Origin of the sequence: Macrococcoides bohemicum, assembly GCF_016865215.1 — a bacterium.
Taxonomy (GTDB): Bacteria; Bacillota; Bacilli; order Staphylococcales; family Staphylococcaceae; genus Macrococcoides; species Macrococcoides bohemicum.
In genome coordinates, this window is record NZ_CP054482.1 from 931,743 (window position 1) to 956,382 (window position 24,640).

The 24,640-nt window shown below is 33.0% G+C and carries 27 protein-coding genes; 21 read left to right on the forward strand and 6 right to left on the reverse strand.

Annotated features, from left to right (window positions below; translation table 11 throughout):
- Window positions 1-17 precede the first annotated feature (17 nt).
- Entirely contained in the window at window positions 18-149 is a 132-nt protein-coding gene (locus HT586_RS12510; protein ID WP_257790037.1) for a hypothetical protein, read from the reverse strand.
- Window positions 150-289: 140 nt separating this feature from the next.
- On the opposite strand from HT586_RS12510, the gene auxA reads away from it, so the two are divergent.
- The 5 genes from auxA to ptsP all read left to right on the forward strand — a co-directional run bounded on the left by auxA (window position 290) and on the right by ptsP (window position 5,703).
- The gene (gene auxA, locus HT586_RS04840) at window positions 290-1,570 is read left to right on the forward strand and encodes a lipoteichoic acid stability factor AuxA (RefSeq protein WP_203546404.1); all 1,281 of its coding nucleotides are present in this window, start codon (window positions 290-292) and stop codon (window positions 1,568-1,570) included.
- A gap of 200 nt (window positions 1,571-1,770) precedes the next feature.
- On the forward strand, window positions 1,771-2,940 hold the full coding sequence (locus tag HT586_RS04845) for a class I SAM-dependent rRNA methyltransferase (RefSeq protein ID WP_133353529.1): 1,170 nt from the start codon (window positions 1,771-1,773) through the stop codon (window positions 2,938-2,940).
- 73 nt (window positions 2,941-3,013) lie between these two features.
- Window positions 3,014-3,547 carry a DUF697 domain-containing protein gene (locus HT586_RS04850; protein WP_203546405.1) on the forward strand — a complete coding sequence of 178 codons (534 nt, stop codon included), beginning with the start codon at window positions 3,014-3,016 and terminating at the stop codon, window positions 3,545-3,547.
- Between the two features lie 180 nt (window positions 3,548-3,727).
- Window positions 3,728-3,994, forward strand: coding sequence for a phosphocarrier protein HPr (locus HT586_RS04855; RefSeq protein WP_096076908.1), 267 nt, complete (start codon window positions 3,728-3,730; stop codon window positions 3,992-3,994).
- Entirely contained in the window at window positions 3,994-5,703 is a 1,710-nt protein-coding gene (ptsP, locus tag HT586_RS04860; RefSeq protein WP_223160808.1) for a phosphoenolpyruvate--protein phosphotransferase, read from the forward strand. The genes HT586_RS04855 and ptsP overlap by 1 nt, the downstream gene beginning before the upstream one ends.
- A 43-nt stretch (window positions 5,704-5,746) precedes the next feature.
- On the opposite strand, the gene HT586_RS04865 is transcribed toward ptsP, so the two are convergent.
- The gene (locus HT586_RS04865) at window positions 5,747-6,577 is read right to left on the reverse strand and encodes a metallophosphoesterase (protein ID WP_157742192.1); all 831 of its coding nucleotides are present in this window, start codon (window positions 6,575-6,577) and stop codon (window positions 5,747-5,749) included.
- Complete coding sequence (locus HT586_RS04870) at window positions 6,570-6,803, reverse strand: glutaredoxin domain-containing protein (protein WP_096076905.1); 234 nt, start codon at window positions 6,801-6,803, stop codon at window positions 6,570-6,572. Before HT586_RS04870 ends, HT586_RS04865 begins: the two co-directional genes overlap by 8 nt.
- 216 nt (window positions 6,804-7,019) lie before the next feature.
- Here HT586_RS04870 and HT586_RS04875 point away from each other — a divergent pair, with 216 nt between their 5' ends.
- From HT586_RS04875 to HT586_RS04885, 3 genes are read left to right on the forward strand one after another with little or no spacing between them, the layout of a single operon-like run.
- Window positions 7,020-8,363, forward strand: coding sequence for a cytochrome ubiquinol oxidase subunit I (locus HT586_RS04875; protein WP_096076904.1), 1,344 nt, complete (start codon window positions 7,020-7,022; stop codon window positions 8,361-8,363).
- Complete coding sequence (locus HT586_RS04880) at window positions 8,363-9,382, forward strand: cytochrome d ubiquinol oxidase subunit II (protein WP_203546406.1); 1,020 nt, start codon at window positions 8,363-8,365, stop codon at window positions 9,380-9,382. Before HT586_RS04875 ends, HT586_RS04880 begins: the two co-directional genes overlap by 1 nt.
- Window positions 9,383-9,394: 12 nt before the next feature.
- Window positions 9,395-10,057: a potassium channel family protein gene (locus HT586_RS04885; protein ID WP_096076902.1), complete on the forward strand. Its 663-nt coding sequence runs from the start codon at window positions 9,395-9,397 to the stop codon at window positions 10,055-10,057.
- Between the two features lie 36 nt (window positions 10,058-10,093).
- Here HT586_RS04885 and rnjA read toward each other — a convergent pair whose 3' ends face one another.
- Window positions 10,094-11,806 (reverse strand): ribonuclease J1, encoded by a 1,713-nt coding sequence (gene rnjA, locus HT586_RS04890; RefSeq protein ID WP_203546407.1) that lies wholly within the window; start codon window positions 11,804-11,806, stop codon window positions 10,094-10,096.
- Window positions 11,807-12,019, reverse strand: a complete 213-nt coding sequence (locus tag HT586_RS04895; RefSeq protein ID WP_203546408.1) for a DNA-dependent RNA polymerase subunit epsilon — start codon at window positions 12,017-12,019, stop codon at window positions 11,807-11,809. It abuts the gene before it with no gap.
- A gap of 235 nt (window positions 12,020-12,254) precedes the next feature.
- On the opposite strand from HT586_RS04895, the gene HT586_RS04900 reads away from it, so the two are divergent.
- Together HT586_RS04900 and HT586_RS04905 are read left to right on the forward strand one after the other, a co-directional pair.
- Window positions 12,255-13,031, forward strand: coding sequence for a Cof-type HAD-IIB family hydrolase (locus tag HT586_RS04900; RefSeq protein WP_203546409.1), 777 nt, complete (start codon window positions 12,255-12,257; stop codon window positions 13,029-13,031).
- Window positions 13,032-13,042: 11 nt separating this feature from the next.
- A complete protein-coding gene (locus HT586_RS04905) occupies window positions 13,043-13,306 on the forward strand; it encodes a hypothetical protein (RefSeq protein ID WP_111745716.1) in 264 nt (87 codons plus the stop codon).
- 44 nt (window positions 13,307-13,350) lie between these two features.
- Here the strand turns inward: HT586_RS04905 and def are convergent, their stop codons facing one another.
- A complete protein-coding gene (def, locus tag HT586_RS04910) occupies window positions 13,351-13,905 on the reverse strand; it encodes a peptide deformylase (RefSeq protein WP_096076897.1) in 555 nt (184 codons plus the stop codon).
- A gap of 123 nt (window positions 13,906-14,028) precedes the next feature.
- On the opposite strand from def, the gene HT586_RS04915 reads away from it, so the two are divergent.
- The 11 genes from HT586_RS04915 (at window position 14,029) to HT586_RS04965 (ending at window position 24,556) form a co-directional block, all read left to right on the forward strand.
- On the forward strand, window positions 14,029-14,661 hold the full coding sequence (locus HT586_RS04915; RefSeq protein WP_203546410.1) for a YkyA family protein: 633 nt from the start codon (window positions 14,029-14,031) through the stop codon (window positions 14,659-14,661).
- A gap of 192 nt (window positions 14,662-14,853) precedes the next feature.
- A complete protein-coding gene (gene pdhA, locus HT586_RS04920; protein ID WP_203546411.1) occupies window positions 14,854-15,969 on the forward strand; it encodes a pyruvate dehydrogenase (acetyl-transferring) E1 component subunit alpha in 1,116 nt (371 codons plus the stop codon).
- A 3-nt stretch (window positions 15,970-15,972) separates the two neighbouring features.
- Window positions 15,973-16,950, forward strand: a complete 978-nt coding sequence (locus tag HT586_RS04925) for an alpha-ketoacid dehydrogenase subunit beta (protein ID WP_096076894.1) — start codon at window positions 15,973-15,975, stop codon at window positions 16,948-16,950.
- A gap of 124 nt (window positions 16,951-17,074) precedes the next feature.
- Entirely contained in the window at window positions 17,075-18,373 is a 1,299-nt protein-coding gene (locus tag HT586_RS04930; protein ID WP_203546412.1) for a dihydrolipoamide acetyltransferase family protein, read from the forward strand.
- Window positions 18,374-18,377: 4 nt separating this feature from the next.
- Window positions 18,378-19,784 carry a dihydrolipoyl dehydrogenase gene (gene lpdA, locus HT586_RS04935; RefSeq protein ID WP_203546413.1) on the forward strand — a complete coding sequence of 469 codons (1,407 nt, stop codon included), beginning with the start codon at window positions 18,378-18,380 and terminating at the stop codon, window positions 19,782-19,784.
- 66 nt (window positions 19,785-19,850) lie between these two features.
- Window positions 19,851-20,132, forward strand: coding sequence for a UPF0223 family protein (locus HT586_RS04940; protein WP_096076891.1), 282 nt, complete (start codon window positions 19,851-19,853; stop codon window positions 20,130-20,132).
- A gap of 102 nt (window positions 20,133-20,234) precedes the next feature.
- Window positions 20,235-20,777 (forward strand): helix-turn-helix domain-containing protein, encoded by a 543-nt coding sequence (locus HT586_RS04945; protein WP_096076890.1) that lies wholly within the window; start codon window positions 20,235-20,237, stop codon window positions 20,775-20,777.
- Window positions 20,778-20,786: 9 nt separating this feature from the next.
- Window positions 20,787-21,869 carry an ABC transporter ATP-binding protein gene (locus HT586_RS04950; RefSeq protein WP_096076889.1) on the forward strand — a complete coding sequence of 361 codons (1,083 nt, stop codon included), beginning with the start codon at window positions 20,787-20,789 and terminating at the stop codon, window positions 21,867-21,869.
- 1 nt (window position 21,870) lies between these two features.
- Entirely contained in the window at window positions 21,871-22,677 is an 807-nt protein-coding gene (locus HT586_RS04955; RefSeq protein WP_096076888.1) for an ABC transporter permease, read from the forward strand.
- Window positions 22,674-23,486, forward strand: a complete 813-nt coding sequence (locus tag HT586_RS04960) for an ABC transporter permease (protein ID WP_096076887.1) — start codon at window positions 22,674-22,676, stop codon at window positions 23,484-23,486. The genes HT586_RS04955 and HT586_RS04960 overlap by 4 nt, the downstream gene beginning before the upstream one ends.
- On the forward strand, window positions 23,483-24,556 hold the full coding sequence (locus tag HT586_RS04965; RefSeq protein ID WP_203546414.1) for an ABC transporter substrate-binding protein: 1,074 nt from the start codon (window positions 23,483-23,485) through the stop codon (window positions 24,554-24,556). The genes HT586_RS04960 and HT586_RS04965 overlap by 4 nt, the downstream gene beginning before the upstream one ends.
- The last annotated feature ends 84 nt before the right edge of the window (window positions 24,557-24,640 follow it).

Here is a 24,640-nt window from a genome sequence, read left to right on the forward strand (position 1 = left end):
TTAGGCGACTTTTTGTATTATTCAAATGTTTTTTGGATATCTTCTTTAGTTTGTTCGTTACCACCGTTATCTTTATCTTGCTCATGTTTGTCATTATTTTCTTTTGCTTCTTTAGCAGCTTCTTTATTTTCTTCGTATTTGTCAGTCATATTAACTACCTCCTATACTTGTTATGTTTTATTTATTCCCTGAATTAAATGTATTAAACATTCTCATACTTAAGGATGATTTTTTATGATTTAAAAGACATTTAATAAGTATTTTCATATAATGGTAGTGAGGTGGAATTATGAACTGGATTAAAACACATTTTGAAATACTAATTGGCTACTTTATTGCTGCCATTAGTCTATTTTTAGGTATTTTTATAATTTATCATGGCAATCAGATTGCTCATTTTAAAGATATAGATATCAATAAATTACATATGTATAACTTTTTTGATTTTATTAATATTTATATTTTTGAATTAATTAAACTATTAAGTCATTATATCAAGCATTATCCTGCTATTTATGGCGTATTATTAATTATTATCGGATTATCATTTATTTATGTTTCAAGAAAGCTTAAAGAAACAACTATATTTGATAAAACGATTGCATACTATTATCTTTTAGCGGCTAGTATCATTTTACTTGTAATTATTATCTTTTTATTTGAGGTATATGGTATATTTTCATTGTTTTATTTACTATTTTTTATCTTTCTCGTTTATTATACGATTAATCGTCGCAAACTCAATGAGCATTATCGCAAATTTCATTTTGTGGTTTTGATTGGAGTATACGGGTTGGCTTATTTTATGTCACAACTTGCTGTCTATGATAATTTAAATAAAGAAAAAGTGACACCTTTAGATGTTATGAGTATTAACTTTTATTTTATAGTGCTACTTACAATTGCTGCATTATGTCTCTTTAATTATGTATTCCTGAAAAGATCATTAGGTTCAAAAAATGAGGAACATGAAAAATTAAGTCGCCGTAATAAAAAGAAAAGAGATTTACAAATCAATCAGAAGTTGCAGGAAGGAACAAATTCGACGATAGAAAAAATATCAACAACATCATTAAAGGTTGATGAAAAAATAATATTATTCTTTAAAAGAGTGATTAATACCGTTAAAGATAAAATTAATCTTGAAGAAGAGGACATACCTTCGTGGTATAAACGTCCACGATGGATAAAGTCATTTCATATTGAAATTTTATTTAGTGCATTAATGTTTATCATTACAGTGATTGAATTGAATAATCGTAATATCTTATTTGATGCAAGTAAATTTAATGTCGTAAAAATGCAATATTTCTATGAATGGATTAATCTTATTGGACTACTGATTATTATCATAGGATATATTTATTTCTCTGTTAGAATTTATGTCAAAAGAAAAGGATACTTCGGACAACTTTTTACTATTTCTTTTTTGACGTTAAAAATTGTGACGAGTATTTATTTAATGGTATTTAAAGGTATAAACTTAGCCCTGTTTATCCCACCTATTTTATTGCTGATGTTTATGTTTGTTGTACCGTTGTATATTATTCACATACGTAAACGATATTAATAAACGTGATATAACACACGGCTAATTAATTTGTGAAATTATTGTTGTGTACTACAACAATACGGTATATAATCTAAGAGTAAACATTAACCCATGGGGATGGGAGTTAATTTTTCCGAATAAATATCACGGCAGCTGCCTTTGATGGCAGCTGCCGTTTTTGTGTTATAGTAAAATTATCAAACTAAAGGAGTACAAACATGAAAAGCGTATTACTTAAAAAAAATAAACAGGAAAAATTTAAACAAGGTTATCTATTAATAGAAAAAGATGATATTTATCAAAAAGATGATATCCATGAAGGAGAATTGTTCACAGTTCAAAGTGATACCGGCCAGCATTTAGGTACGTTTTATTGTGGATTACAAAATAGAGGATTCGGTTGGAAAGTTAGTGATGGATATGTATCAGCTTTAGAGCCATCATACTTTATTGATTTATTTGAAACAGCAAAAGACTTTAGAGCGTCTTTATTCAATGCGACTGATACAAACGCTTTTCGACTATACAACGGTGAAGGTGATGGATTAGGTGGATTTACGATAGATAATTATGATGGACATTTATTGATTCAATGGTATTCAAAAGGTATCTTTCAATTTAAAACTGTGATTGTAGAAGCGATTAAGCAAATCTTCGAATATAAAAGTATATTTGAAAAATTTAGATATGATAAAAATGTGACAACTCACCAAATTACTGATGAAACAGTTGAATTTCCGATAATGATATTAGAGAATAATCTCAATTATATGATTGATTTAAATGATGGAGCTATGACGGGTTTATTTTTAGATCAACGTGATGTACGTAAAAAATTATTGAAACTTGAGACTAAAGGAAATGACTTCCTAAATCTATTTGCCTATTCTGGTGGATTTTCTATTGCTGCAGCAACGAATAGCTATAAAACGACAAATGTGGATATTGCTAAGCGTTCTATTGAGTTGATGGAACAAAATTTTGCGATTAATGAATTACCTCTTGAAGAACAAAAATTTTATACATTAGATGCATTCGATGCATTAAAATATTTTGCCCGTCATCTTAAAACTTTTGATGCAATCATCATAGATCCCCCCAGTTTTTCACGCAATAAGAAAAAAGTATTCTCTGTAAAAGATAATTATCATGAACTTATAGAAGCTGCTATTCCGCTCGTGAACTATAATGGGTATTTAATTTTATCAACGAATGCTTCTAATGTACCGTTAAAACAATTTAAAAAAATGATAACAGATACGCTTACGCCATTATGCCAATTTGAAATCGAATCTATTATGGGTCTTCCTAAAGATTTTAAAACAACTGATAAATATAAGGCTTCGAAATATTTAAAGGTAATTACTATTAAAATCTTATCAGAATAAAATTTTTAGATTAAAAATATATAATTTAGGGAATATACTCTTAAGAAATTTGAATAATTTTAGAGGTGATAACATGGGAATTTTAAATACAGCAATTAATATGGCAGCAAATACGATAAATAAAGAACAAAAAGTTAAGAAAGAAATTAATCACCTTCCAAAAAATGAAAGTGATTTAATAGAACGTCGAGAACGCTCAGAAAAATTAATTCATAATAAATCGTTAATGAGTTCTGCAGCAGCTGTTGTTCCGATTCCTGGCGTTGATGTAACTGCTGATATGAAAATAATGACAGATATCATTGAGGAAATTAATGCGATATATGGATTAAGTCATAAACAGGTGAGTGGATATACTGACGAAATGAAACAAAAAATAGTTTTTTCTGCTGCTAAAACAGGCAGCGATTTCATCGGTAAAAAAATTTCAAAAGGATTAGTTGCAGTACTATTTAAAACTTTACTTCGAAGAGAAGTTCTTAAACAATCAAAATGGGTACCCGTTATCGGACAAGCTGTCTCTGGTACAATAAGTTATTATATGATGCAAAGGTTAGGTAAAGCACATATTGAAAAATGTGAAAAAGTAGCAAGAGCGTTAATATAAATCAAAATTTAAATTTTACATATTTCAGACATTTTGATATTTATAATGTTAATTGTTTATTATAAGACGTTGAATTAATTGAAGTTAAGGTATTTATTTGATATATTATCTATCGTATAGACTAATAAAGTTATATATAAAATAAACTGTTGCAAATGCAACCAAAGGAGAGTTTTTATTATGGAACAACAATCTTACGTAATTATTGATGAAACAGGAATTCATGCACGTCCGGCAACGATGTTAGTACAAACTGCAAGCAAATTTGAATCAGATATTCAATTAGAATATAACGCTAAAAAAGTTAACTTAAAATCAATTATGGGTGTAATGAGTTTAGGAGTAGGCAAAGATGCTGAAATCACTATCTATGCTGAAGGTTCAGATGAAAAAGAAGCTATCGAAGCTATCACAGATATTCTAGTTAAAGAAGGTTTAAGTAAATAATGGAACACATTAAAGGGATAGGCGCATCTGATGGTGTAGCGATTGCTAAAGCCTACCTTATGATTGAGCCAGACTTATCTTTTTCAGAAGAAAAAGTTACAGATACAGCTGCTGAAGTTGAAAAATTTAAAGCAGCTGTAAATCAATCAAAAGTAGAGTTAATGCAAATTAGAAATAATGCAGAAGTTGCATTAGGAGCTGATAAAGCTGCTATATTTGATGCGCATTTATTAGTTTTAGAAGATCCGGAACTTATTAACCCAATTGAAGAAAATATTAAAAATAATCAATCAAATGCTGCAACTGCTTTATCTGAAGTTGCAACTAATTTTGTTACTATATTTGAATCTATGGATAATGAATATATGAGAGAACGTGCAGCAGATATTAAAGACGTGTCTAAACGTGTCTTATCTCATATATTAGGTGTTACATTACCAAATCCGACTTTAATTGATGAGCCTGTAGTAATTATTGCAGAAGATTTAACACCTTCTGATACAGCGCAATTAAACAAGGCTTTTGTTCAGGGATTTGCCACGAACATCGGTGGACGTACTTCACACTCTGCAATTATGAGTCGTTCGTTAGAAATTCCTGCTGTTGTTGGTACAAAAAATATTACTGCTCTCGTTGAGCAAGGTGATTTTATAATCGTTGATGGCATCGAAGGAGAAGTAATTCTTAATCCTGATGAAGCTACAATTACTGCCTATAAGCAGAAACAATCTCAATTTATTGAAGAAAAAGAATTACTGAAACAACTTGTTAATGATAAAACTGTAACTTCAGAAGGAAAACATGTAGAACTAGCAGCAAATATTGGAACACCTGATGATTTAACTGGTGTTGTAAACAATGGCGCTGAAGGTATTGGTCTATATCGTACAGAGTTTTTATATATGGGACGCGATACTATGCCATCTGAAGATGAACAGTATGAAGCATATGCTAAAGTTTTAAAAGAGATGAAAGGTAAACGTGTTGTTGTAAGAACATTAGATATTGGTGGAGATAAAGAGTTACCTTATCTAAACTTACCTAAAGAAATGAACCCATTCTTAGGTTACAGAGCAATTCGTTTATGTCTTGCACAACCTGAAATTTTCAGACCTCAACTTAGAGCTTTATTACGTGCATCTGTTCATGGCAATTTAAGTATCATGTTCCCGATGATTGCAACAATTAACGAATTCCGTGAGGCAAAAGCTATTTTAGAAGATGAAAAAGCTAACTTAACGAAAGAAAATATTAAATTTAGCGATAATATTGAATTAGGTATCATGGTTGAGATCCCATCAACAGCAGCTATGGCTGATATCTTTGCTAAAGAAGTAGATTTCTTTAGTATTGGTACGAATGATTTAATTCAATATACTATGGCTGCTGACCGTATGTCTGAGCGTGTTTCTTATTTATACCAACCATATAACCCTGCAATATTGAGACTTGTGAAACAAGTCATTGATGCAAGCCATAAAGAAGGTAAATGGACAGGTATGTGTGGAGAAATGGCTGGGGATACAACAGCTATTCCACTATTATTAGGATTAGGCTTAGATGAGTTTTCTATGAGTGCGACAAGTATTTTAAGAGCTCGTCGTCAAATTAAAAACTTAAGTCAAGTTGAAATGGCTAAAATAGCTGAACAGGCATTAAACTGCTCAACGCAAGAAGAAGTAATCTCTTTAGTAGATGCTTATCTATAGTTAAACAAAATAAAGAAGAAGCTGAAAATTTTCAGCTTCTTCTTTATTTGATGTAAATCTTTGTAATTTGTGGTTTAGCGAATATTCTAATTGGTAAATGTGTACTACCAAGACCACGGGAAACATGAAGATACATGCTATGTTTTTTATATTTTAATCTAAATAAACCTTTTAAATATTTTCTCCCTAATGATGGTTTAATTGGTGCACCTAGAATAGGGATAAAAATCTGTCCACCATGACTATGTCCGGATAATTGGAGGTCAACATTAAATTGCTTAACAAAGTCTGCATAATCTGGTTCATGTACTAAAGTGATGGTGTAGTCATTGAGATGCTTTCTGTTGCGTAGTGCCTGTTCAATATTTCCGGATGCATTAAGAATATCATCAGTTCCACAAATATATATATCTTCTCCATCATAGTTTATATATTTACCAAAGTTATTCAGCACTGTAATATGACTATTAGTCAATACTGTTTCTAAACTATGTGTTAAGTGTGTACGCTGATCGTGATTACCATAAGAAAAGTACACGCCTAATGGGGCTTTAATTGTTTTTAGCAATGGTATATAATCATGAGGATTTTCTTTAAACACTTCTAAATTATCAAATAAATCTCCGGTAATCATGACGGTATCAGGTTGTAGTTTATTGATTATTTTAATGTGTTCTATTAAATCATGATAGTTATACTGAAAGCCGACGTGTAAATCTGAGATATGTACAATTGATAACGGTCGAGCATGGTGTAATCTCAAGCCTTTAATAGTTATACTATCGACATCAACATTTTTTGGATTGGAATGGAATAATGGTACTAAACTTTTTCCGAAGCGGTCTATCATACTATACATTAAAAACTTAAACATTTTTAGTCTCCATATACTTTTCAATGGCTTCGATATCTGGTGTATAGAATAATTTTTCATCTATTTTAATAAGTGGGGTACTCAATGCATCGTAATCAATCATCTCTATTTTATATGCCATATTTTTGATATTTTTTTCTTTAAATTGAAGAGAAGAGTGTCTGAAATAGTTTTTAATAAATTCGCATGGTGGACAATCATCTTGTGTGTATATTTCAATATTCATATCATTACCTCTTTTACTACTTTTTAATAACTATAAATACTATAGCGATTTCAGACAGAATTATCAATATTAATGGTATTATATGCAAATGTAATTTAAATAGTCCGAAGATGATCACATATTTGTCACAAAACTGTTAGGCGTTTCTCTTTATATTCCTTATAAGGTGTATTAAACTTAAAGAAATGTGAGTACAATCACAAAAGGAGGATTATTATGGATGGTGTTATTTTAAGTCGCTTATTAACAGCGATGACGTTAGGTTTTCATATAATTTTTGCCACCATAGGTGTAGGTATGCCACTGATGATAATGATTGCAGAAGGTTTAGGGATAAAATATAATAATCCGAAGTATACTGCTATGGCGAGACGTTTTGCTAAAACATTCACGATAACTGTCGCTGTAGGTGTTGTAACTGGAACGATTATTGGTTTACAGCTTTCATTATTATGGCCATCATTTATGCAGTTGGGTGGACAAGTTATTGCACTACCACTTTTTATGGAAACATTTGCGTTCTTTTTTGAGGCAATTTTCTTAAGTATATATTTATATACATGGGATCGATTTAAAAATAAATGGACGCATTGGTTACTAAATATTCCTATCATTGTTGGTTCAACATTAAGCGCGTTATTTATCACGAGTGTCAATTCATTTATGAACACACCGGAAGGTTTTAAAGTGAAAAATGGAGTGCTGGTTGATATTGATCCGATACAAGCGATGTTAAACAGTTCATTTTTTGTACGTTCTTTTCATGTTGTCACGACTGGTGGGATGACGATTGCTTTCTGTATTGCGAGTGTAGCAGCCGTGAAATTACTACGAAATAAATTCCCGGAAGATAAAGATTATCATATGAAATCTTTAAAAATGGCGATGATCGTAGGGTTGATTTTTAGTTTACTGACGATTTTAGCGGGCGATTTATCGGCGAAGTTCCTGCACAATGAACAACCTGAAAAATTAGCTGCAATGGAATGGCATTTTGAAAGTGATAAAAATGCTGACTTAGTCTTATTCGGTGTTCTTGATGAAAAAACACAAGAAGTAAAAGGTGCAATTAAAATACCTGGTATGCTGAGCTTTCTTGCTGATAACAGTTTTGATACTACTGTAAAAGGGTTAGATGAAATACCTAAAGATGAACAACCTCCTTTGATTATTCATTACTTCTTCGATTTAATGGTGTTCTTTGGCATGTTTAGTTTTGCAGTCAGTATTTTATATGTAATATTAAATAAGATGAAAAATAAGTTAGCAACGCATAATTTCATGCTATACTTAATTGCTTTAACTGGTCCTCTATGTATGTTAGCCATAGAATTTGGATGGTTCCTAGCTGAGATGGGACGTCAACCATGGTTGTTACGAGGTTATATGAAAGTTGCCGAAGGTGCTACACATGCTGATGGTGTGAGCCTTGTGCTTGTTGCATTCGGATTACTGTATCTTGTATTAGGGTTTTCATGTAGTTACGTTTTACTTCGTATGTACAAAGATAAACCAGCCCAATTTGATGTTGAGCAATATACCAAAGGAGGTGCCAAATAATGGATTATCAACATATTGGTATTTTAGTATTATGGACATTTCTATTTGGTTACGTTATTTTAGGGGCAATTGATTTCGGTGCAGGTTTCTTTATACTATATGCAAAACTTACAGATCAGGAAAATGAATTAAAGGACGTTATTTCAAGATACTTGAATCCTGTATGGGAAGTTACTAATGTTTTCTTAGTATTTTTCTTTGTAGGTATTGTAGGATTTTTCCCTGATACAGCTTATTATTTCGGTTCAACTTTGTTGCTGCCTGTAAGTGTAGCTTTATTGCTACTCACAGTTCGTGGCTCATTTTATGCGTTTGAAACGTATGGCAAAGACTCTAAGCTTGCGTGGGTCGCTTTATATGGTGTTTCAGGATTACTTATTCCTGCAGCTTTTTCAACAGTATTAACCATTTCAGAAGGTGGCTTTATCACAAAGACTGCCAAAGGTGTTGAATTGAAATGGTTTGAATTATTAATGAGTCCATTTGCATGGAGTGTGGTATTTTTATGTATCATCTCTGTGTTATATATTTCATCAGCATTTTTAACAGTTTATGCGCACAAAGCAAAAGATAGACCTGCTTATAAGATACTTCGAACATGGTTTTTAATATGGGCATTACCAATGCTTGTGATTTGTCAGTTTACATTTTTGAGTTTAAGACAACAAAATAAAGAGCATTTTGATATTGCAACAGGACAATACTGGTGGTTATTTGGACTAAGTATCGTATTTTTCTTAATCGCTTTTGCATTATATTATTTTGAGAAAAATCTTGAAATTGGCCTTATTATGGTAATTCTTCAATTTGCTACAGCATTCTATGGATATGGTATTTCTAAGTTACCTTATATTTTATATCCTTATGTCAATATGGATAAAGCTGTAGTAAATGAAACAATGGCATTCGGATTAGTCGTGGTGTTTATTTTAGGTTTACTTTTATTACTTCCTTCTTTATATTTATTATTGAGACTATTCGTATTTGATACCGAATATGTTAAAGGTAAGAAGAAATAACGGAGGGGTAGTATGGAAAAAGAATTTGTAGTTATCGGCTTAGGACGTTTTGGTGGGAGCATTGTAAAAGAATTAAATGCATTGGATATGGACGTAATGGCTATAGATTCTGATGAAGCACGTGTCAATGAATATGCAGATATTGCAACGCATGCTGTTATTGCAGATACAACTGATGAGAACGTATTAAAGAGTTTAGGTATACGTAACTTCGATCACGTTATTGTTGCGATAGGAGATAACATACAAGCAAGTATATTAACAACTCTAATCTTGAAAGATATTGGTGTAAAAAAAGTTACAGCAAAAGCGCAAAATGATTATCATGCTAAAGTATTAAATAAAATTGGTGCAGATACAGTTGTCCATCCTGAACGAGACATGGGAAGAAGAATTGCGCACAATGTTGCAAGTTCTTCTGTATTGGATTATCTTGAACTTTCAGATCAGCATTCAATTGTGGAAATTCGAGCAGGTGAAACATTAACAGGTAATTCTATTTTAGATTTAGATATCCGAGCGAATTATGGCTTAAACATTATTGCAGTTAAACGAGGAAAAGATATTATCGTTTCACCAGACCCGAGCGTTATTATTGAAAATGGTGATATATTAATTATGATTGGCCATGATAATGACTTAAATCGTTTTGAGAAAAAGATTATTAATGACTAAATTATCGAAAAAAAATAGACCCTTTCGGGTCTATTTTTATTTTGTCGTTTCTTGTTCAACAAGTTGTTCGTTATTTTTATTAACATCCATAATCATTGGTAAAATCATCGGCTTACGTTTTGTTTTTTCATATAAAAATGGTGATAAATTTTCAGAAATGACATTTTTAATATGATGCCATTCAAGTGCTTCACCAGAATTTAGTTTTTCAATTACTTTCTTTTTCAGCAAACGACTCGCATCATAGATTAAATGACCTGATTCTCTCATGTAAACAAAGCCTCTTGAAATAATATCTGGACCACTTAGTAACTGATTCGTTTTAAAGTCAATACTCACAACAACAATTACCAGACCTTCCTCAGATAATATTTTACGGTCTTTAATTACAACATTGCCGATATCACCAATACCACTACCATCAACGAGTATATTCCCCGAAGGTACATGACCTGCGAAGCGCGCGCTGTCCTTAGTCAATGCTAGAATATCACCATTTTCATGGATAAATACGTTATCAGGATTTACACCGCAATCAATACCTAGTTGACCATGTAAGCTTTGCATACGATATTCTCCGTGAATAGGCATAAAGAATTTAGGTTTCATTAATCTTAGCATAAGTTTTTGTTCTTCCTGAGAACCATGACCCGATGTATGAATATTTGATAGCTTACCGTGGATGACATCAGCACCTGCTTTGTATAAAGCGTTGATCGTACGGTTAACGCTTAATGTATTACCCGGGATTGGTGAAGACGAGAAAATAACAGTATCATCAGGAATGATAGAGATTTGACGATGTGTACCATTAGCAATACGTGACAATGCTGCCATTGGTTCACCTTGAGAACCCGTACATAAAATTAATAATTTATGTTTAGGAATACTGTTAATTTTATTTGCTTCTACAAATGTTTCTGGTGGTACTTTGATGTATCCAAGTTCAGTACCAATTTTAATATTGTTCTCCATTGAACGGCCGAATATAACTATTTTACGGTCAAATTTAACTGCCGCTTCAATCGCTTGCTGTACACGATAAATATTTGAAGCAAATGTAGCAAAAATAATTCTGCCAGTACATTTTCTAAAAATTTGTTCTACGTTTTGTCCAACTTCACGTTCACTGATCGTGAAGTTCGGAATTTCAGCATTTGTTGAATCTGATAATAGACATAACACACCCTCTTCACCAAGCTGTGCCATCTTTGCGATATTAGCAGGTTCACCAACAGGCGTGAAATCAAATTTAAAGTCCCCCGTATGCACTATTTTTCCTTCTGGTGTATCAACGATTACTCCATATGCTTCTGGTATAGAATGAGTTGTTAAATAGAATGACACTTTCAGATGTTTAAATTCAAAGACACTGTCTTCTGTAATTGGATTTAACTGTGCAGTGCGAAGTAAACCATGTTCTTCAAGTTTATTTCGGATTAAACCCAGTGCAAGTGGTCCACCGTAAATTGGAACGTTTAACTGTTTTAATAGGAATGGTACACCACCGATATGATCTTCGTGTCCATGGGTAATGAATAATCCTTTTATACGTTCCTGATTTTGTACAAGATAAGTATAATCAGGAATGACATAATCGATACCAAGTAACTCGTCCTCGGGAAACTTGATACCTGCATCAATAACGATAATTTCGTCCTGATACTCAACGGCGTAGGTATTTTTACCGATTTCACCCATACCACCAAGGGCGAATACACCAACTTCATTTTTTTGTAAAGGCTTCATTTAGATCGTCTCCACGCTGTAATTTTCAGCTTTTTGTTCGTACTCTAAATGAGCACCTTTTAATTCCTGAACAAATTCAATGTTATAAGGACGATCAATTAAATATCTTCTAACTTGTTCTTCGCTTACAGCTTCAAAATATTTAACTTGTGTGTTCTCACGAATAATTACTTCACTTTTGTTTTCTTGAAAAAATACTTTAAAAATTGCCATTAATAAATAGCCTCCTTATTATTATATACATAAAGAATGCCCTAGGAGTCTAGGGCTAAACATAAACCGTACAAGACATTTATATTAAATGTATAAGTATTCTTATCTTACATGAATTAATATGGTAGTGTAAAGTCTTTGCATGCAACTTCTTCATATATATAATAATATATTTTTGAAATAATGCGTACAAAAAGGTAAACTAAAAGTAAAAATATTGTACGGAGGCTTAAACATGAAGCAGCATTTGATTTTCTTTGATATTGATGGAACATTATATAATGACGATAAAGAAATGAGTGAGGATACGAAAGAAACGATTAAAAAGTTGCAGGAAAATGGGCATTTATTAGCGATTGCTACTGGCCGTGCACCTTTTATGTTACAAGAGGTAATTAAAGAAACCGGGATAACAAATTATATTTCATTTAATGGACAATATGCGGTGATGAATGGCGAAGTAATCTATGAAAATCCGTTAGATCTGGAAACTTTGAAGCAATTAGAGAAAGATGCAAGTTCAAATGAACATCCACTCGTATTTTTAAATGAACATGAGATGGTCTCTAATATTGAATTTCATGAGAACATTAAGGAAAGTATTAGTACTTTAAAGTTTGAACATCCAAGATACGAAAAAAATTACTATATCGATAAACCAATCTATCAGACCTTGATCTTCAATGGTGAAGAAGAAGATAAATTATATGACAATCAATATAAAATGATAAAGTTTATTAGATGGCATGAAGTTAGTCGTGATGTTGTGCCAGTAAACGGTTCGAAGTTTGAAGGCATTAAAAAAGTAAGTGAGGCGTTGAATATTCCGATAGAAGATTGTATCGCTGTCGGAGATGGTTTGAACGATCTGGAAATGATTCACGGTGTCGGGCTAGGTATTGTAATGGGTAATGGGGTAGATGCATTAAAAGAAGTAGCAGATTATGTGACTGAAGATGTGCATAAAGAAGGATTAACAAAAGCGTTCAAACATTTTAATCTGATAGACTAGGAGATAATTAAATGGATAATATAGCAAATATAAAAAAAGTCATTAGTAGCGCTGCCAATCATGAAACTTTAATACTAGATCATCTTGAGTTTAACAGAAGAGATAACGAAGTTATTATGAACTTTGTTTATCAGAAATTTAATCCAGTAGAAGTACACACAGCACCGCATGTTAATGATCCAATATTCATGGATGTAGAAACGATGCGAGAAGTGATTTCGTATTTAGAAGAAGTAGGAATTCGCTACGAAAAAAGAAAAGATGAATTTATTTAAAAAAAATTATCTGTTAAAACATTAATGTTTTAACAGATAATTTTTTATTGCACAGCGATAGCGTTGTCCTGAACTGCCATCGGATTTTCTTTGTTGATATAGTCATAGAACATTATACCGTTTAAATGGTCAATTTCATGTTGAGCAACAATCGCAGCAAAATCTTTTAGACGTAATTTTACTTCGCTGCCATCAGGTTTAAATGCTTTAACAGTAATACGAGCATATCTATGAACTAAACCTGGAATGTTTTCGTCGACGCTAAGGCAACCTTCTCCAGTAGGTAAATAAGCTTTTTCAACACTGTGACTGATAATCTTTGGATTAATCAATTGATGTTCAACGTACTTTTCAGTTTTTTCATCATAAAAATAAATAACAAGCATACGTTTATTATGATTAAGCTGAGGCGCAGCTATACCAACACCGCTACGCAATTTATATTTTTTTGAGAGTTCTTCATCCTGACTCATTTTAAGAAATTCTAGCATATCATCGATTAATTTTTGGTTCTCATTCGATAATGGTAGTTCAACTTCCTGTGCTTTTTCTCGCAAAGTTGGATGGCCATCTCGAATGATGTCGTTCATTGTTAGCATCGTAACATCTCCTCACTTTATTATTATAAAATATATCAGATAATCAGAGGAATTGCATTATATACATTGAAATAATATGTAAAAAAATATAACATTATAAGCAAATAAGAGGAGGCAATGTTAATGAAGTGTTTAAAAGGTTTTATATTAGTATTCTTTGTTGTAATACTTGCAGCATGTACGAACAAAACAGCAAACTTAGAAGCTTTTTATCAAAAAATTGATGAAGCAAATACTAAAGAGCAGCAAATAGTTAGTGTCAGTGAAAAATTAGAGAAATTAGAAAATAATAAATTACAGCTATTTAATAAGGTGAATAAAGCGAAATCAGGTGAGATGACTGGCCTTGCAGATCAACTGACAAAAAATACGTCAGAACGTAAAGCAATCGCTAAAAAAGAAGCAGAAATTATGAAGAAATCTAAAGAAATTTTTGATAAATCAAAGAAAGATGCAAAAGCAATTGAAGATAAAACGCAAAAGCAACAGGTTGAGAAGTTAGTTGGTACTTTAGACGAGAAATATGCTAAACACTCAAACTTAATGATTTCATATCAAAAAATTCTTGATAAAGAGAATGAATTATTTAACTATTTAAAAGAAGATACATTAGATAAAAACGTGGTTAATGAAAAAATCAATGTTATTTCTAAATTATATAAACAGTTTCAGACAAAGACAGATGATTATACTAAGATAACGCGACTTGTTGAACAAAATAAAAAGCCAATTGTAGAAACATTGAATAAAAACTAATTATTGTGACAAAATTGTTAAAATGAAAGCGTTTACTGATATATAACAGCGGAAATATTGTGGTAATACAGTGCTGACAACCATTGTTGTGACGCTGTTTTTTCTTTTATATCTTTTTCTTTATCTGTAGTACACAAATATGCTATGATAGATTATGTAATTAAAACATAAATGAAAGGTTTGGTGAAAAGAATGGCTCTTAAGAAAAAAGCCCCATTCGACGCTGTTTCAAATTTACGTGAAATCGAAGAAAAATTTGAAGTAGTTCAAGTATTAGATTTAGACGGAAATGTAGTTAATGATGCATATATGCCTGAATTAACGGACGAACAATTAGTAGAATTAATGGAAAGAATGGTCTGGACACGTGTGTTAGATCAACGTTCTATCTCATTAAACAGACAAGGCCGTTTAGGATTCTATGCACCGACAGCTGGTCAGGAAGCTTCTCAATTAGCATCTCATTATGCTCTTGAAAAAGATGACTTTATTTTACCAGGATATCGTGATGTTCCTCAATTAATCTGGCAAGGTCTTCCATTAACTAAAGCATTTTTATGGTCAAGAGGTCATTATTTAGGTTCTCAAATGCCTGAAGGAATGAATGCATTAGCTCCTCAAATCATTATCGGTGCGCAATACATTCAAACAGCGGGTGTTGCTTTAGGACTTAAGAAACGTGGCACTCAAGCAGTAGCAATTACTTATACAGGAGACGGTGGTACTTCACAAGGTGATTTCTATGAAGGTATCAACTTTGCGTCTGCATACAAAGCACCTGCAATTTTTGTGATCCAAAATAATAACTATGCAATCTCTACACCACGTAGTAAACAAACTGCTGCTAAAACATTAGCTCAAAAAGCAGTTGCAGCAGGTATTCCAGGTATCGTTGTTGATGGTATGGATGCATTAGCTGTTTACTTTGCAACAAAAGAAGCACGTGACAGAGCAATTGCTGGTGAAGGTCCTACATTAATCGAGACAATCACATATAGATATGGTCCACATACAATGGCGGGGGATGACCCAACACGTTACAGAACTTCAGATGAAGATGCTGAATGGGTTAAGAAAGATCCATTAGTTCGATTCCGTAAATTCCTGGAAAACAAAGGATTATGGACTGAAGATAAAGAAAACGAAATTATTGAAAAAGCTAAAGAAGATATTAAAAATGCGATTAAAGAAGCAGATGCAACTCCTAAACAAACTGTATCTCAATTAATCGAATTAATGTATACAGAGGAAATGCCTTTCCATTTAAAAGAGCAATATGAAATTTATAAAGAGAAGGAGTCGAAGTAAGTCATGGCACAATTAACGATGATCCAAGCAATAACAAATGCACTTCAAACTGAACTTAAAAATGACGAAAACGTTTTAGTATTCGGAGAAGATGTTGGTGTCAACGGTGGTGTGTTCCGTGCGACTGAAGGACTTCAAAAAGAATTCGGTGAAGATCGTGTATTCGATACACCACTTGCAGAATCAGGTATCGGTGGTTTAGCAGTAGGTTTCACTTTAACTGGATTCCGTCCGGTAATGGAAATTCAATTCTTCGGATTTGTATTCGAAGTATTTGATTCATTAGCAGCACAATTATCACGTCAAAGTTTCCGTTCTGGTGGGACGAAATCTGCACCAGTTGTTATCCGTTCACCATTCGGTGGTGGCGTTCATACACCTGAATTACACGCAGATAACTTAGAAGGTTTAGTAGCTCAAACGCCAGGTTTAAAAGTGGTAATTCCATCAAGCCCTTATGATGCAAAAGGATTATTAATTTCAGCTATTCGTGATAATGATCCAGTTGTATTCTTAGAACATATGAAATTATACCGTTCATTCCGTGAAGAAGTACCTGAAGAAGAGTACACAATTGAAATCGGTAAAGCAGCAGTGAAACAAGAAGGTACTGACCTATCAATCATTACTTATGGTGCAATGGTTCAAGAATCATTGAAAGCTGCTGAAGAATTAGCAAAAGATGGTCACTCAATCGAAGTTATCGACTTACGTACGGTTCAACCATTAGATATCGAAACGATTATTGCATCAGTTGAAAAAACTGGACGAGTTGTAGTGGTTCAGGAAGCTCAAAAACAAGCGGGTGTTGGTGCAGCTGTAGTATCTGAAATTTCTGAACGTGCAATTTTATCATTAGAAGCTCCAATTGCACGTGTAGCAGCTGTAGATACAGCATATCCATACACGCAAGCTGAGAATGTTTGGTTACCTAACAAAGAAGACATCATTGAAGCAGCTAAAAAGACTTTAGAATTCTAAATTGAGTTTTAAAATCGAGTTATAAGGTATTGTGAAAAGTAACATTGTTTTAACTATGTTACTTTTCATCATTTAATAAAATGAATTTTATAATTATAAAATTAATTCTTAGGAGGAATTTATTGTGGCATTTGAATTTAAATTACCCGCTCTTGGTGAGGGGATTTTTGAAGGTGAAATCGTTAAGTGGTTCGTTAAAGCTGGCGATAACATCGCAGAAGACGATATTTTATGTGAAGTACAAAATGATAAATCAGTAGTAGAAATTCCATCTCCAGTATCAGGAACAATCAATACGATTGTTGCTGAAGAAGGAACAGTAGCTAACTTAGGTGACGTCATCGTTACAATCGATTCTGATGATGCACATGCCCAAGAATCAGCTTCTGAATCTAAAGACGAAGCACCGGCTACAGAAGAAAAAGCTACAGAAGAAGTTAAAGAAGAAAAACCTGCACAAGCGCCTGCACAAGATGTAGAAGTTGATGAAAATCGTCGTGTAATCGCTATGCCGTCAGTACGTAAATTTGCACGTGAACAAGGTGTAAATATTAAAGCGGTTACTGGTACTGGTAAAAATGGCCGTGTAATTAAAGATGATATTACTGCTTACTTAAATGGTGGCGCTAATACTCAAGCTACAGAAGCACCAAAAGCTGATGCACCAGCTGCATCAACTGAAAAAGCGGCACCACAACCAATCACAGCACCAGAAGGCGAATTCCCTGAAACACGTGAAAAGATTCCTGCAATGCGTAAAGCAATCGCTAAAGCGATGGTTAACTCTAAACACACTGCACCACACGTTACGTTAATGGATGAAGTTGAAGTACAGGCTTTATGGGATCACCGTAAGAAATTTAAAGAAGTTGCAGCAGAACAAGGTACGAAATTAACATTCTTACCATACGTTGTTAAAGCGTTAGTATCTGCACTTAAAGCATATCCTGCATTAAATACTTCTTTAGATGACGCTACAGAAGAAGTGGTACACAAACATTACTACAATATCGGTATTGCAGCTGATACTGAACGTGGATTATTAGTTCCTGTCGTTAAAAATGCTGATCGTAAATCAATCTTCGCTATTTCTGATGAAATTAACGAATTGGCTGTAAAAGCTCGTGATGGAAAACTTTCTCCTAGCGAAATGAAGGGTGCATCATGTACAATTAGTAATATAGGTTCAGCTGGTGGACAATGGTTCACTCCAGTAATCAATCACCCTGAAGTTGCTATCTTAGGTATTGGTCGAATTGCTCAAAAAGCAATCGTTAAAGATGGAGAAATCGTTGCAGCACCAGTATTAGCATTATCATTAAGTTTTGACCACCGTCAAATTGATGGTGCAACTGGACAAAATGCTATGAATCATATTAAGCGTTTATTAAATAATCCAGAATTATTATTAATGGAGGGGTAAGCACATGGTAGTTGGAGATTTTCCTATTGAAACAGATACTATTGTAATCGGAGCAGGTCCTGGAGGATATGTTGCAGCAATTCGTGCAGCTCAATTAGGACAAAAAGTAACAATCGTTGAAAAAGGTAGTTTAGGTGGCGTTTGTTTAAACGTCGGTTGTATTCCTTCAAAAGCTTTATTATCAGCATCTCATAAATATGAAAATGCTGTTCATTCTGAAGATTTCGGAATTAAAGCTGAAAACGTTACTGTTGATTTTTCTAAAGTGCAAGAATTCAAAGGCGGCGTTGTTAAGAAATTAACTGGCGGTGTTGGTGCATTATTAAAAGGTAACAAAGTTGAAATCGTTGAAGGTGAAGCTTATTTCGTTGATCAAAACAACTTAAAAGTTATGACTGAAAAAGCATCTCAAACTTATACTTTCAAAAATGCAATTATCGCTACAGGTTCACGTCCAATTGAAATTCCTAATTTCAAATTCAACAAACGTGTAATCGATTCAACAGGTGCATTAGCATTAACTGAAATTCCAAAAAGCTTAGTAGTAGTTGGTGGTGGATATATCGGTTCTGAATTAGGAACTGCTTACGCTAACTTCGGTACTAAAGTTACAATTCTAGAAGGCGCGAAAGATATTTTAGGCGGATTCGAAAAACAAATGACACAAGTAGTTAAAAAAGGTCTTAAAGCTAAAGGTGTAGACATTGTTACTGAAGCGATGGCTAAATCAGCTGAAGAGAGCGAAACTGGTGTTAAAGTAACTTATGAAGCTAAAGGTGAAACTCAAACAATTGAAGCAGATTACTGTTTAGTAACTGTTGGTCGTCGTCCTAATACTGAAGAAATCGGTTTAGAGTCATTAGGTGTTAAGATAAATGAACGTGGTTTAGTAGAAGTAAATGAAGAAGGACGTACTTCAGTAGACAATATCTTTGCAATCGGTGATATCGTTGCTGGACCTCCATTAGCACATAAAGCATCATACGAAGGAAAAGTTGCAGCTGAAGTTATCTCTGGTGAAAAATCAGAAGTTGACTATCTTGCAATCCCAGCAGTATGTTTCACTGAGCCTGAATTAGCTACAGTTGGTTACACTGAAGCGATGGCGAAAGAAGAAGGATTAGAATATAAAGCTTCTAAATTCCCTTATGCAGCAAATGGTCGTGCTTTATCTATCGGCGAAACTGACGGATTCTTAAAATTAATCACATTAAAAGAAGACGGATTATTAATCGGTGCTCAAATCGCTGGTTCTGGTGCATCTGATATGATCGCTGAACTAGGATTAGCAATTGAAACTGGTATGACAGCTGAAGATATCGCATTAACAATTCATGCGCATCCATCATTAGGTGAAATTACAATGGAAGCAGCAGAAGTAGCTTTAGGTAATCCAATTCATACTATGTAATTTATTTTTACAAAATATTAAGCACTATTCAGAGATGAATAGTGCTTTTTTTAACGGAGGAAGCAAATGAGCTATAGTTATCCAATTAATCCGGAATGGACACAGGAAGAAATCATTGATGTTGTTAATTTTTTAGCACTTATTGAAGATGCTTATGAATCTAAAGTGAACACTGAGGATTATGCTGCAGTATATAAAGCATTTAAAAGAATCGCACCAATGAAATCAGATGAAAATAAAATTTATAAAGATTTTAAGGAAGTTTCTGACTATGACGGATATGTTGTAACGAAACGCTTTAAAGAAGCACAAACTGCTAACGAAAAAACTTTTAAAGTGGAGTTTTGAATTAAAAATTTAGTATTACTGTTGTTTTAAACCTTTTTTTCTGCTATATTTAAAACGTTATTAAACAAATTGTTTACAATTATTAAACTAAGGTGTGAATACATGGATATAGGGAAAAAAATAAAAGATTTACGACGCCAAAAGAATTTAACGCAAGAAGAACTAGGGGAAAGAACTGATTTATCAAAAGGATATATTTCTCAACTTGAACGTAATTTATGTTCACCGTCTATGGAGACATTCTTTAATATACTTGAAGTTTTAGGATCAGAACCATCAGACTTCTTTAATGAGAAGATGCATGAGCAGCGCATTTATTACCCTAAATCTGAACAGACAATATATGATGAATATGATAATGGCTATTTAATTCAGTGGTTGGTTCCGGATTCAAATGAATTTGATATGGAGCCTGTTATTATTACATTAAGACCAGATTCTGAATATAAAAAGTTTGAACCGAGTCTTTCTGACAGCTTTATTTATGTATTAGATGGTACTGCAAGTATAAGAATTGGTAGAAAAGAATATACAGCTCGTCGTGGGGAATCATTTTATTTTAAAGCAAATGAATCACATCAATTGTTTAACAAATATAAAAAAGATGCACGTGTATTAATCGTCGCAACTGAATCATATTTATAGGAGAGTGTCATGAAAGATTTTATACAATTTAACAATGTGTCTAAATCATATGGCGAAAACAAAGTTCTGGATAATATTAATTTTGAAATTGAAGAGGGTAAATTCTATACTTTACTTGGACCCTCTGGTTGTGGAAAAACAACAATTTTACGCTTGATTGCTGGTTTTGAAAAGGCTACGACGGGTGACATATATTTTGAAGGTAAACGTATTAATGATATTCCTGCAAATAAACGACGCGTTAATACAGTGTTTCAGGATTATGCATTATTCCCACATTTAAATGTATTTGAAAATGTAGCATATGGTTTACGCATCAAAAAAGTAAATAATAATGAAGTGCAAACGCGCGTAATGGAGGCTTTAAAGTTAGTAAAACTTGATGGTTTTGAAAATCGTGAAATAAAAGATATGAGTGGTGGACAACGTCAACGTGTTGCTATTGCACGCGCTATCGTCAATGAGCCGGAAATTATCTTACTTGATGAACCATTATCAGCACTTGATCTAAAACTCAGAACAGAGATGCAGTATGAATTACGAGAAATACAGCAACGTTTAGGTAAGACATTTATTTTCGTTACACATGATCAGGAAGAAGCACTAGCAATGAGTGATTATATCTTCGTTATGAACAAAGGTAGAATTGAGCAAAGTGGCACCCCAACTGATATTTATGACGAACCGGTAAATCGATATGTTGCAGATTTTATAGGAGAATCTAATATCGTTTCTGGTGTGATGAAACGCGATTATGTTGTTGAAATGTATGACAATGAATATGCTTGTGTAGATAAAGGGTTTAAAGCAAATGCTAAGGTTGACGTTGTCATTCGCCCTGAAGATATTGAAATAACTACTACTAAGGCAGGTAAAGTTAAAGCAGTTGTAGATTCACAATTATTCCGTGGTGTACATTATGAAATTTGCTGTTTTGACGAGGCTGGTAATGAGTGGATTATTCAATCAACGAAAAGGGCCACACCTGGAGAACATGTTGGTCTAACATTTGATGAGGAAGCCATTCATATTATGCTACCTGGAGAAACTGAAGAAGAATTTGATGCACGTATTGAGTCATACGAGGTGTAATATGGAAAAAGCAAAAAAATATTTTCTTATTCCCTATTTAATCTGGATTATTATATTTATCATTGCACCGTTAGTGATGATATTCTATACAAGTTTTACAAACAACAGTGGTCATTTTACATTAGAAAATTATAAAGATTTCTTTACGATGTCATATTTTAAAATGACAATCAGTTCAATTTGGTATGCAGTAATAATCACATTGTTGTGCTTAATCATTTCATATCCCATAGCAATGGTTTTACGTACCGCTAAAAATAAGCAGTTCTGGCTACTTATTATCATTCTGCCGACATGGATTAATCTTTTATTAAAAACCTATGCATTTATCGGTATTTTTAGTAAACAAGGTACTATAAACGATTTATTGAACTGGATGCATCTACCTGCCACTAGTTTATTATTTACAAACACGGCATTTATCTTTGTATCTGTGTATATTTATATTCCTTTCATGATTTTACCGATATTTAATAGCATGAACGCAATTCCGGAAAACTTATTACAGGCTTCACGTGATTTAGGTGCGAATGAAATAACAACTTTTAGAAAAGTTATTATGCCTTTATCATGGGAAGGTGTTAAAACAGGTATTCAAGTGACATTTATTCCTGCATTAAGTTTATTCATGATTACGCGTCTTATTGCAGGCAACAAAGTTGTTAACTTAGGTACAGCGATCGAAGAACAATTTCTTGTCACACAAAACTATGGAATGGGTTCTACAATAGCAGTATTCTTAATTTTAGCAATGGCTTTAGTGATGATTATTACGAAGTCGAAAGAAGGAAGTGAGGGTGTCAAATGAAACTAAGATCTAAAATATTTTTAGCATTTGCATTGTTCATTTTATACTTTCCAATATTCTACCTCATGTTTTATTCTTTCAACTCAGCAGGAAATATGAATCACTTTAAATCATTTACATTGGATCATTATGCAGCAGTTTTTCAAAATAAACGGTTGATGGTCATCATTGTCAATACACTAGCTGTTGCATTAATTGCAGCAAGTATTTCTACAGTAATCGGTATTTGTGGTGCTTTGGGAATACACTACTTAAGAAACAAGAAAATAAAGGTTAGTTTACTGACACTAAATAATATATTGATGGTAAGTAGTGATGTCGTTATCGGTTCATCATTCTTGATTCTTTTTACTGTCATCGGGCACTATACTGGTATGGGATTAGGATTTTGGTCTGTATTGATTTCGCATATCGCATTTTGTGTGCCGATTGTCGTACTACTGGTATTACCGAAGTTATACGATATGAATCAATCGCTTATTAATGCAAGTTATGATTTAGGTGCAAGTACTTACCAGACGATTACAAAGGTTGTCATTCCGCATATATTACCTGGCGCTATTGCTGGTTTCTTTATGGCATTAACTTATAGTCTTGATGACTTTACAGTAAGCTTCTTTGTAACTGGTAATGGATTTAGTGTGTTATCCGTTGAAATTTACTCAATGGCGAGAAAAGGTATTTCTATGGAAATCAATGCGATTAGTACATTACTATTCATAATTGTCTTGACAATTATTTTAATCTATTACTATATCTCAAATAAACAAGATAAAAGAAGAAAAGTGAAAGCAGGTGTTGTGAAATGAAGCAATTAATGCAGTTAATTCTTATATCACTAGCAGTAGCTGTACTTTTACTTTTCTCAGCTAAGTTTATCGATCCACCACCAAAAAGCGGTAAAGGTAATATACTTTATGTCTATAACTGGGGAGAATATATCGATCCTGCTTTACTTAAAAAGTTTGAAAAAGAGTACGGCATTCGCGTAATTTTAGAAACTTTTGATTCTAATGAATCAATGCTTGCAAAAATTAAAAATGGTGGTACACATTACGATATTGCAGTACCAAGTGAATATGCGATTCAGAAGATGAAGGAAGAGAAACTTCTTATTCCGATAGATCATAAGAAACTACCGAATCTAAAAAATATTAATCCGGATTTTATGAATCTTGATTTTGATAAAGGAAATAAATATTCGATCCCATATTTCTGGGGAACAGTAGGCATTCTCTATAATCCTGATAAAACAAAAGACATTGACTTCTCAAGCTGGGAAAGTCTTTGGGATCCACGTCTTAAAAATAACGTCCTTATTGTAGATGGTGCGCGTGAGGCACTTGGACTCTCACTAAACAGCATGGGTGAATCATTAAATGAAAAAAACCCAGAAAAACTTGATAAGGCAGAACAAAAGCTTGAAAAGTTAGGTCCGAATGTTAAAGGTGTTGTTGGTGATGAAATCAATACGATGATGGTCCATAAGGAAGCGGACGTTGCAGTTGTTTGGAGTGGTATGGGTGCAGATATTATGACTGAAAATGAAAATTTAGATTTTGTAGTACCGAAAGAAGGATCAAATCTATGGTTTGATAATATGGTCATTCCTAAAACAGCACAAAATGTTGATGGTGCGCATACATTTATTAACTTTTTATTAGATGCAAAAATTGGTAAGCAGAATACTGAATGGGTTGGTTATGCTACACCAAACACAGCAAGTTATAAATTACTTGATAAAGAAACGAGAGAAGATGAGCGCTTTTACCCAAGTAAAGCAGTACAGGAAAAACTTGAAGTATACGAAGATCTAGGATTTGAGAATATTAAGCGCTATAATGAACTATTTTTAAAATTTAAGATGAGTTTAAATTGATAAAAAGTAAGGTCATTGCCTTACTTTTTTATTTTATTTTTAAATTCTTGCATATATAGGTTATAGTAGGGTATAGAATATTTA

What these genes read in the sequence shown, in the direction of transcription:
- auxA (WP_203546404.1), top strand. Translation starts at nt 290, where the DNA reads ATGAACTGGATTAAAACACATTTTGAAATACTAATTGGCTACTTTATT.
- lpdA (WP_203546413.1), top strand. Translation starts at nt 18,378, where the DNA reads ATGGTAGTTGGAGATTTTCCTATTGAAACAGATACTATTGTAATCGGA.
- HT586_RS04945 (WP_096076890.1), top strand. Translation starts at nt 20,235, where the DNA reads ATGGATATAGGGAAAAAAATAAAAGATTTACGACGCCAAAAGAATTTA.
- HT586_RS04870 (WP_096076905.1), bottom strand. Translation starts at nt 6,803, where the DNA reads ATGAATATTGAAATATACACACAAGATGATTGTCCACCATGCGAATTT.
- HT586_RS04900 (WP_203546409.1), top strand. Translation starts at nt 12,255, where the DNA reads ATGAAGCAGCATTTGATTTTCTTTGATATTGATGGAACATTATATAAT.
- HT586_RS04845 (WP_133353529.1), top strand. Translation starts at nt 1,771, where the DNA reads ATGAAAAGCGTATTACTTAAAAAAAATAAACAGGAAAAATTTAAACAA.
- HT586_RS04950 (WP_096076889.1), top strand. Translation starts at nt 20,787, where the DNA reads ATGAAAGATTTTATACAATTTAACAATGTGTCTAAATCATATGGCGAA.
- HT586_RS04875 (WP_096076904.1), top strand. Translation starts at nt 7,020, where the DNA reads ATGGATGGTGTTATTTTAAGTCGCTTATTAACAGCGATGACGTTAGGT.
- ptsP (WP_223160808.1), top strand. Translation starts at nt 3,994, where the DNA reads ATGGAACACATTAAAGGGATAGGCGCATCTGATGGTGTAGCGATTGCT.
- pdhA (WP_203546411.1), top strand. Translation starts at nt 14,854, where the DNA reads ATGGCTCTTAAGAAAAAAGCCCCATTCGACGCTGTTTCAAATTTACGT.
- HT586_RS04915 (WP_203546410.1), top strand. Translation starts at nt 14,029, where the DNA reads ATGAAGTGTTTAAAAGGTTTTATATTAGTATTCTTTGTTGTAATACTT.
- rnjA (WP_203546407.1), bottom strand. Translation starts at nt 11,806, where the DNA reads ATGAAGCCTTTACAAAAAAATGAAGTTGGTGTATTCGCCCTTGGTGGT.
- def (WP_096076897.1), bottom strand. Translation starts at nt 13,905, where the DNA reads ATGCTAACAATGAACGACATCATTCGAGATGGCCATCCAACTTTGCGA.
- HT586_RS04850 (WP_203546405.1), top strand. Translation starts at nt 3,014, where the DNA reads ATGGGAATTTTAAATACAGCAATTAATATGGCAGCAAATACGATAAAT.
- HT586_RS04880 (WP_203546406.1), top strand. Translation starts at nt 8,363, where the DNA reads ATGGATTATCAACATATTGGTATTTTAGTATTATGGACATTTCTATTT.
- HT586_RS04965 (WP_203546414.1), top strand. Translation starts at nt 23,483, where the DNA reads ATGAAGCAATTAATGCAGTTAATTCTTATATCACTAGCAGTAGCTGTA.
- HT586_RS04905 (WP_111745716.1), top strand. Translation starts at nt 13,043, where the DNA reads ATGGATAATATAGCAAATATAAAAAAAGTCATTAGTAGCGCTGCCAAT.
- HT586_RS04855 (WP_096076908.1), top strand. Translation starts at nt 3,728, where the DNA reads ATGGAACAACAATCTTACGTAATTATTGATGAAACAGGAATTCATGCA.
- HT586_RS04865 (WP_157742192.1), bottom strand. Translation starts at nt 6,577, where the DNA reads ATGTTTAAGTTTTTAATGTATAGTATGATAGACCGCTTCGGAAAAAGT.
- HT586_RS04895 (WP_203546408.1), bottom strand. Translation starts at nt 12,019, where the DNA reads ATGGCAATTTTTAAAGTATTTTTTCAAGAAAACAAAAGTGAAGTAATT.
- HT586_RS04925 (WP_096076894.1), top strand. Translation starts at nt 15,973, where the DNA reads ATGGCACAATTAACGATGATCCAAGCAATAACAAATGCACTTCAAACT.
- HT586_RS04885 (WP_096076902.1), top strand. Translation starts at nt 9,395, where the DNA reads ATGGAAAAAGAATTTGTAGTTATCGGCTTAGGACGTTTTGGTGGGAGC.
- HT586_RS04940 (WP_096076891.1), top strand. Translation starts at nt 19,851, where the DNA reads ATGAGCTATAGTTATCCAATTAATCCGGAATGGACACAGGAAGAAATC.
- HT586_RS04955 (WP_096076888.1), top strand. Translation starts at nt 21,871, where the DNA reads ATGGAAAAAGCAAAAAAATATTTTCTTATTCCCTATTTAATCTGGATT.
- HT586_RS04960 (WP_096076887.1), top strand. Translation starts at nt 22,674, where the DNA reads ATGAAACTAAGATCTAAAATATTTTTAGCATTTGCATTGTTCATTTTA.
- HT586_RS12510 (WP_257790037.1), bottom strand. Translation starts at nt 149, where the DNA reads ATGACTGACAAATACGAAGAAAATAAAGAAGCTGCTAAAGAAGCAAAA.